Origin of the sequence: Mesorhizobium sp. M7D.F.Ca.US.004.01.2.1 (assembly GCF_003997785.1) — a bacterium.
Taxonomy (GTDB): domain Bacteria; phylum Pseudomonadota; class Alphaproteobacteria; order Rhizobiales; family Rhizobiaceae; genus Mesorhizobium; species Mesorhizobium loti.
Genome location: NZ_RZRQ01000040.1, coordinates 19,513 through 27,634, shown reverse-complemented (window position 1 = coordinate 27,634; position 8,122 = coordinate 19,513). Strand labels below are relative to the sequence as shown.

Annotated in this window: 6 protein-coding genes; 1 reads left to right on the top strand and 5 read right to left on the bottom strand. The window is 63.0% G+C overall.

Annotated elements, in window-relative coordinates; all coding sequences use genetic code 11:
- The 4 genes from EN993_RS09095 to EN993_RS09080 all read right to left on the bottom strand — a co-directional run.
- On the bottom strand, positions 1–492 hold a 492-nt coding region (locus tag EN993_RS09095), incomplete at its 3' end, for an enoyl-CoA hydratase/isomerase family protein (protein WP_164757587.1).
- Entirely contained in the window at positions 485–2,086 is a 1,602-nt protein-coding gene (locus EN993_RS09090) for an acyl CoA:acetate/3-ketoacid CoA transferase (RefSeq protein WP_127262996.1), read from the bottom strand. The genes EN993_RS09090 and EN993_RS09095, both read right to left, overlap by 8 nt.
- A complete protein-coding gene (locus EN993_RS09085) occupies positions 2,083–3,099 on the bottom strand; it encodes a Gfo/Idh/MocA family oxidoreductase (protein ID WP_127262995.1) in 1,017 nt (338 codons plus the stop codon). The genes EN993_RS09090 and EN993_RS09085 overlap by 4 nt, the downstream gene beginning before the upstream one ends.
- A complete protein-coding gene (locus tag EN993_RS09080) occupies positions 3,096–4,154 on the bottom strand; it encodes a LacI family DNA-binding transcriptional regulator (RefSeq protein WP_127262994.1) in 1,059 nt (352 codons plus the stop codon). Before EN993_RS09080 ends, EN993_RS09085 begins: the two co-directional genes overlap by 4 nt.
- 241 nt (positions 4,155–4,395) lie before the next feature.
- Here EN993_RS09080 and EN993_RS09075 point away from each other — a divergent pair, with 241 nt between their 5' ends.
- The gene (locus EN993_RS09075; RefSeq protein WP_127262993.1) at positions 4,396–5,550 is read left to right on the top strand and encodes a dihydrodipicolinate synthase family protein; all 1,155 of its coding nucleotides are present in this window, start codon (positions 4,396–4,398) and stop codon (positions 5,548–5,550) included.
- Positions 5,551–5,588: 38 nt separating this feature from the next.
- Here the strand turns inward: EN993_RS09075 and EN993_RS09070 are convergent, their stop codons facing one another.
- Complete coding sequence (locus tag EN993_RS09070; RefSeq protein ID WP_245468708.1) at positions 5,589–7,976, bottom strand: alginate lyase family protein; 2,388 nt, start codon at positions 7,974–7,976, stop codon at positions 5,589–5,591.
- Positions 7,977–8,122 lie beyond the last annotated feature (146 nt).

The following is an 8,122-nucleotide window of genomic DNA, read 5'->3' as shown; positions in this document are numbered from 1 at the left end:
GCCCAACGCCATGCGCCGCACCGTCTGCGCGCCGAAACGGCGCACGGCGCGCTGCGTTCCGGACCAGCCCGGCACGACACCGATCGAGGTTTCGGGGAAGCCCAATTTCACCTGTGTCTCCGCCACGCGGAAATCACAAGCCACAGCCAGTTCCAGGCCGCCGCCCAGCGCATGGCCGGACAAAACGGCGATGGTCGGCTGCCGCAACCGCGCCAGCCGGTCGAAGACGCGGTGGCCGTAGCGCACCCATTGCACCTGGAAATCGGCGGCACTCATCTGCGCCCACGCCTCGACATCACCGCCGGCGCAAAAGCCCTTGCCTTCGCCGCGCAGCAGCACGACGCGCACGCCGTCCGCGCCCTCGGCCGCGTCGAGCGCTGTCTCCAGCGCGCGCAGCATCGGGATGTCGAGCGCGTTGAATTTCTCTGGCCGGCGCAACGTGACGATGCCGATGGCGCCATCCTGTTCGAAGGTGACTAGAGACTCAGCCATACGCCCCTCCGAGCGAGGCGCCGCCATTCAGCGATAGGCCGATCGGCTGGTCCAGGTAGAGAGCTCCCGGTGTCGTCTTGAGGTCCTTGGCAACGCCCAACGGAATTTCCGACTGCGCTAGCACATCGCGCTGCAGATCGATGCCCGGGGCGAGTTCGGTGACGACCAGACCTTCCGGCGTCAGCTTCATCACGCAGCGCTCGGTGACATAGGTGATGTCCTGTCCCTGCGCGACCGCCCGCTTGCCCGAAAACGAGATGTGCTCGACCTCCGCGACGACCTTCTTGACCTTGCCCTCCTGGTCGATGCGGATGCCGCCATCGGCCAATGAGAGTTTTGCCCCGGCGTTGAAGAAGCCGGAGAAGACGATCTTCTTCGCCCGTGCGGTGATGTCGACAAAGCCGCCGGCGCCGGCCGTCACATGCGGCCGTGCCGAAAGTTTCGAGACGTTGACCGAGCCATGGCGGTCGATCTGCAGGAAGGACAACAGCGAGGCATCGAAGCCGCCGGCCTGGAAGTAGATGAACTGGTGTGGCGAGGGCATGAAGGCGTCGGCGTTCGACGAACAGCCGAATTTGAAGTCGAGCAGCGGCACGCCGCCGACCGCGCCCTGTTCGATCACCCAGGTGACCTTGCCGTGCTGGCCTTCCTCGAGAAGGATGCGCGGCACATTGGCCGAGATGCCGAAGCCGATGTTGACGGCCATGCCGTCGCGCAACTCCATGGCGACGCGGCGCGCGATCACCTTCTGGACGTTCATCTCGGCGTTGCGGAAACTCGACAGCGGCCGGAAGATTTCTCCGGAGATCGCCGGGTCGTAGGATGTCAGCGTCGTCTGCAATTGGTCGGGCGCGACGACGATGTGGTCGACCAGGACGCCGGGCACGCGCACGTCATGCGGTTTCAGCGTGCCGTTCTCGACGACGCGCTTGACCTGCGCGATGACGACACCGCCATTGTTGCGGGCGGCGAGCGCCTGTTCGAGGCCGCCGAGATAGGCGCCCTCATGCTCATAGGTGAGGTTGCCGCGCTCGTCAGCCGACGTGGCGCGGATGATCGAGACCTGCGGGACGATGGAACGGAAATAGAGCCATTCCTCGCCGTCGAACTGCTGCACCGAGACGATCGGTTCGCTGGCGGCGGCGTTCATGGCGCAGCCCTGGTGGCGCGGGTCGGCGAAGGTGTCGAGGCCGACCTTGGTCAGCACGCCCGGCCGCTTGGCGGCGGCCTCGCGGTGCATGTCGAACAGGATGCCGGACGGCACGTTGTAGGCGGCGACCGAATTGTCGCCGATCATCTTCCAGATCTGCGGCGGTTCGGAAGAGGAGGGGCCGGACGGGTAGGAGCCGCACAAAGTGCGCTTCAGCAGGCCGGGCTTGGCCAAATGGTCGATACCCCTAATGCCATACATGTCGCCGGCGGCGATCGGGTGCAGCGTGGTGATGTTCTTTGGATGGCCTTCGGCGTCGAAGCGTTCGCCGATCGCGGCCAGCACGGCGTCGGGGCAGCCGAGGCCGCTCGACGACGACACGGATACGACCATGCCGTCCTTGATCAGGCCCGCTGCCTGCGCTGCCGAAACGATCTTGCTCAATTCATGCTCCCGAGTTTCGGGTCGATCTTGACGGCCTTGCCGGAACTGGCCGATTGAAGTGCCGCCTCGGCTGATGCCAGCGACCAGATGCCGTCCTCTCCGGTGGCGGCAGGGTGGCCCTGGCCGCTGATCGCGGCATGGAACTGGTGCACAGATCTTGTGTAGAGATCATCGCGGTCGAAGCTCAGTTGTTCCTCGCCCTTGGCAGTGCGCAACAGCACCAAACCGTCGGGCTTCTGGGTCATCACATTGCTGGCGATCAGCGAGCCTTCCGAACCGTGCACCTCGAAGCCGGTGCCGGCGAATTTGGTGGTGAAGCCCTCATGCGACTGGGCGATGACGCCCGATTTGAAGCGCCAGATGCACACGGCGCCATCCTCCAGGCCGCTGCCGGCCATGCCGGCCGACTGCGTGAAGCAGGACACCTCTACCGGGTCGTCGCCGAGCACGAAGCGCAGCGTGTCGGCGTCATGCACGGTGATGTCGAGCACCACGCCGCCGCCCGCCTCGGGCCTAGTGATGCGCCAGCCCTGCAGATTTTCAGGCAGATAGACGGAATGGAAGACGCGCGCGGCGATCGGCTTGCCGATGCGGCCGGCGGCGGTGGCGTCCCGCATGGCGCGGTGCGCGCCGGCGTTGCGCAGATGATGATTGGTGCCGAGCACGATGCCGGCAGCCTTGGCGGCGGTTACCATCTTTCGGGCATCGGCACTGGTCAGCGCCAGCGGCTTTTCGCACAGCACGTGCTTTCCAGCCTTGATGGCAGCGAGCGCCTGCTCGAGGTGCAATTCGTTGGTGGTTGAGATGTAGACGGCGTCGATGTCGGCGCCGAGCAGGGCATCAAGCGTCGAGACGGCAAGCGGAATGTTGTTTTCCCCGGCATAGGCGGTGGCGCGCTCCGGGCTGGAGCTCATCACCGCGGCGATCTCGCCATTGCCTTGCGCGCGGATGGCGCTGATCATGAACTGTCTGGCGATCGTGCTGGCGCCGATCAACCCCCATCTGACGCTCATGCCGCGCCCCCCGAACCTGCAGGCCTGTTTCGGGTGCGGCGATCCGGGCCACAGCTTTCCCTGACCACGAGATTGACCGCGCCGATATGATCCTCGGCCCGCGTGGTGCGCGACTGGATCATTTTCAGCATGACATGCGCAGCGCGTTCGCCAAGGCCCGCCGAGTCCACCGCGACGCTGGTCAGAGCCGGCATGTAGTGCTCGGCCTCGACCACATCGTCGAAGCCGACGACGGCGAAATCAGCTCCCGGCTCAAGCCCGCGCTTGCGCAGCGCCAGCATGGCGCCAAAGGCAACCGCGTCGTTGAAGCACAGGGCCGCGGTCGGCGGTTCAGCCATTGCGAGAGCGGTTTCCAGGCACGCAATGCCACCTTTGCGGCTGGTCTCGCCCTCGAAGATCAGTATGTCGCGGGCGGCGATGCCAAGCGTCTCGCAGGCCTCACGAAAGCCACCCAGCCGTTCGTGATAGACCACGAGGTCGGACGAGCCGCCGAAGAAGGCCAGCCGGCGATGCCCCTTGCCGATGAGATGGGCGGCGGCAAGATAGGCGCCGCGATGATTGTCGGGCGCGATCACCGGGATGCGGCTTTCCGGCAGCCGGCGCATGGCGAAGACGACCGGCACGCCCGCCGTCTCGATCCGCCGGAAGGCGCCCGGCGTCGTGCCGCGTGCCGGTGACACGATGAGGCCGGCGACGCCTTGCTCCATCAGCGATTTCAGCACTTCTTCCTGGCGCACCGGATTTTCCGCCGTGTTGGCGATGAACGGCACGATGCCGGCCGACTGGAAGACGCGTTCCATGCCGACCGCCAGTTCCGCGAAAAAAGGATTGGTGAGATCGTTGATGACCATGCCGATGACGTTCGAATGAGCCTTGCGCAGATTGGCGGCGCCGCGATTGTAGACGTACCCGACATCCTCGATCGCCTTGCGAACCTTGCTTGTCGTCTCAGGCCGGATCAGCCCGCTGCCCTGGAGCACAAGCGATACCGTCGATTTGGACACGCCTGCTTGACGGGCGATGTCGAATATCGTCGCCTTGGCTCGGCTGGCCATCCAGATGCATCCTCCCAGCTTCATGATCAAAATCTATTGGAACGTTCTAATCATCGGTTCGATCCTGAGTCAATCAGGATTTTCTCTCAGCCTGGAAGATCGATGGTACGTACTAAAATGACATAGCCTGCAAGGCTTTCCCTGTTGCGATGCAGCATTTGCCTGTGAATGAGCTCTGAATCTTAAAGGTTCTTGATTTATTGGAACGTTCCATTTATAGGCGCGGCAAAGGGAGAGATCGATGGACATTTCCTTGCCTGGTGAGGGTGGCGGCAGCGAACGCTACACGCTGGTCGGCAAACCCGTGCAGCCGGTGATCGGGGCGCGGTTTTCGCGCATCGCCTATGCCGCAGCACACGTCGTTGCCGATCCGCTTGCGATGACCGATCCGTGGTCCAGGCCGGTGGTCGACTGGGACAGGACGATGGCGTTTCGGCGCCATCTGTGGCGGCTCGGCTTCCGCATCGCCGAGGCGATGGACACGTCGCAGCGCGGCATGGGTTTCGACTGGGCAAATGCACAGCAACTGATCCGCCGCTCGATCGCCGAGGCGCGCACCGTTGCCGGCGCCGATCTCGCTTCGGGCGCCGGGACCGACCATCTGGCGCCGAGCGCCGCCAAAACAATCGACGACGTCATCAAGGCCTATGAAGAGCAGTTTGCCTTCATCGAAGGGCTCGGTGGCAAGGCGATCATGATGGCCAGCCGGGCGTTGGCAGCGGTGGCCAAGGGCCCGGATGACTATGTCAGCGTCTACGACCGCATCCTGTCCCAGGCCTCCGGCAAGGTCATCCTGCATTGGCTGGGCGACATGTTCGATCCGGCGCTCAGGGGCTATTGGGGCAGCAGCGATTTCGAGACCGCGCTCGACACAGTGGTTGCCATTATCGAACGCCACGCCGGCAAGGTTGAGGGGATAAAAATCTCGCTGCTCGATGCCGGCAAGGAGGTTGCGCTCAGGAACCGCCTGCCGGACGGCGTCGTCATGTTCACCGGCGACGACTTCAACTATCCCGAACTGATCGCCGGCGACGAGAAAAGACATTCGCATGCGCTGCTCGGCATTTTCGACGCCATCGCGCCAGTCGCCAACGCAGCACTGGCGAAGCTGGCGGAGAGGGAACGAGCCGGCTATGACGCATTGATGGCGCCGACCGTGCCGCTATCGCGAAAAATCTTCGAGGCGCCGACCGAGTACTACAAGGCCGGCATCGTCTTCATGGCCTGGTTGAATGGCCATCAGGACCATTTTGCGATGGTCGGCGGCATGCAGTCGGCGCGCGGCATTGTTCATTATACCGATGTTTTCCGCCTTGCTGACCAGGCAGGATTGCTGGCCGATCCGGAGCTGGCGGTTGCCAGAATGAAGAGTCTTTGCGCCGTGGCGGGCGTTTGAGCCGGGAGGATTCCCTCGCGGATATGACGTCCTGGCTTCTAACGCCGTCGCCACAGCCAAAAAGGCGCGATCGCCTCATCTGGATGAAAAATGGGCTTGGTCGACCTTCCCAGGTCGCCAGGTGGCATCCCCACAGGATCATGGTTCGCCAGGTCGAGAAGCAGCGGCCAAAGCCGATCCGGATCGACAGTTTCGGCCGACATGGTGTGTGGCTTGTTCTCGTGGGCAACAAGCCAGTGCAGTGCCTGAACCAGTCCCAGTCCCTCGGCTGTCTTGTGCTGCCAGAGATTGTCGCCGACAGAAGACAGGACACGGGCCAGCGACGTCCAGCCTTGCAGGGTAAACATGGCGTAGTGCCTGGGGCGCGTTCGGGACAGTTCCCTGGGCAATGAACCGTCGGCCGCGACCTGGGCCGCGAGTCTCTCCCGAGCATAAAGGCCGATCTTGGCCAGCATGGCGCTGTCGCCAAGAAATGTGGCGATCGATGCCCGCTGCAAATCGTAGAACGTCCCTTGATTGCTGCTGCTGTAGAAGGCGGTTGCGGCTGCCGGCGCGATGTCCAGCCATTCGCAGTAGGAACCGAGCCAGGCTCTGAACGCCCTGCGATCCTCATCGCCCAGCACTCCTGTTCGCTCGATCAGGCGCACGGCATCCAGGAAGAAATAGAAATCCTTCAGTTCGATGATGCCGTAGCCGGACCCTTCATTGTCGTCGTGGCCCGACCGCACCTGCGCATAGCGCAAATGCGGATTCATTCTTGTCCTGGGATCGATAAACCATGCGCGGATGAGCCTCGCGGCGTGGACGGCATAGTGATGTCCACCAAGCACGGTTGCGGCCAGCGCAAGCACGGTTGTGTCGTCGAAGACGCGCTGCAAGCGCGTACGATCGTGGGCTTCGCTTCCTGCTTCATACAATGCCGTGCCGGGCACGCGTTCGCCATCGCGCTGAACATAAGGCAGGCCATCGGGTCTGTCGGGGTCGGGCCACCAATAGGGCGCTGGGTGAAAATAGTCCTGGGGGTCTCCGCTGGGGGCCAGGCCAGCCTTGTCGAGCACGCTGAACGGACCGCGGGCAAGCGCCTGGCCGGCCGCGGCTTCGAGATGGCGCAGGATGGTCGTGTCCTTCACCGCATGGGCCAGGGCGTCTTCGTCATAAAAAGTTAGGCGGGAAGCATCAAGCCGAGCGGCGATCGCTCTGGCGTCGCATTGATCGACCATGTCGACGATCGCCTGGTCGCGGCTGACCAGGCGCGCGACGAAGCCGGTCTTGCCGATCTCCAGATGCGAGCGCCCTGAATCCAGACGCGCCACCCAGCCCGCTTTCTGGAACAGCCCGGCATCCGCTGCCCGGGCCGGGCGTGGAAAATCCCAGGCGTCGTCGCGGTAGCGATCCCAGGAGCCGGGAACCCCCAACCTCCACAGCATCTCGATTTTCGGGCGCCTTCCGTAGCCATAGTTTTCGTCGAACAGATGCGTGGTATCGGCTCGAAATATGATCTGCGGCTCTTCCTCGGCCGGCGGCTGGAAACCCTGGTCCAGCAGAAGCGCGTTGTCGACAATGCGCGCCATGGGCACCACAGCGTATGGAAGGTGCGGGTTTTTCTCGATCGCGGACCGTATCCGCTGGAACGCAGACCCTGCCAGGTAGCAGTTCCCGTCCCAGGGCATCAGCCATTTTGCCTTGCCGCGGGCAATCGCCAGCGCGGCGTTGCGAGCTCCATTGTTGTTCATCACATAGAGGTTCTTGCTGCGGCGAATGTACGTTTCGTAACGCCCGGACTGTGCTCCGCTCGCCCGGCCTTTCTCCGAGAATCTGAGGTCGCCGGCAGCAAGCCGATCGACGTCCCAGGATATCTTCCGGTACGCATCGAGCTCGAAGGGGATTGTGTGAAAATTCTGGAGGCGGCTTTCGAGCAGGCCGATGATCCGGGCTTCCTCGTCGGTGTCGACTATCCGGTTGACGATCCAGAATTTTTCGCATCCCTCGAAGGCCGGTTCGTTTTCCAGGATGAACAGCACGTTGTCGTATGACTGGCCTTTGCGGTGTCGCGGTTCCAGATCGTTGCCGATGATCCGGATGAGCATGAAGGTGTCGGCAATCCGCGAGATCGCCGACGCCGCGTAAGTTTCGCGGGCCGCCTCGATCCGCTTGCCGAGGCCGCGTCGGTATTCAACGTTCTGCTTTGCCGAAATGAGCGCGCTGCTCAATGTCGACCACGGTGATTGCAATTGGGTGCGCACGCGTTTCAGTTCGCGATAGATCTTCGGCCAGGGCGACAGCTTTGCCTTTCCAGGCCGTGAAGTCATGGCAGCATGTCGGGAGCCCAGGTCCCGATCGCCGCCTTGGGGACGCGCGCAATTTCGCCAACCATTCCGATTTCGGTGCTGGACCATTTCTGATGGTGAGGTGACCGAGCCCTGCATAGTCCAACGCGATCAATCATGGAAAATTCTCTCGCATGCAACGTTGCGAATGTCCTGCTTACGGTTTCACGGCATCGATGACGGCAGGTTTGCCAGGTAACGCCGACAAGACAATGCGATAAATCAAATCCGAAAACCACATAGCA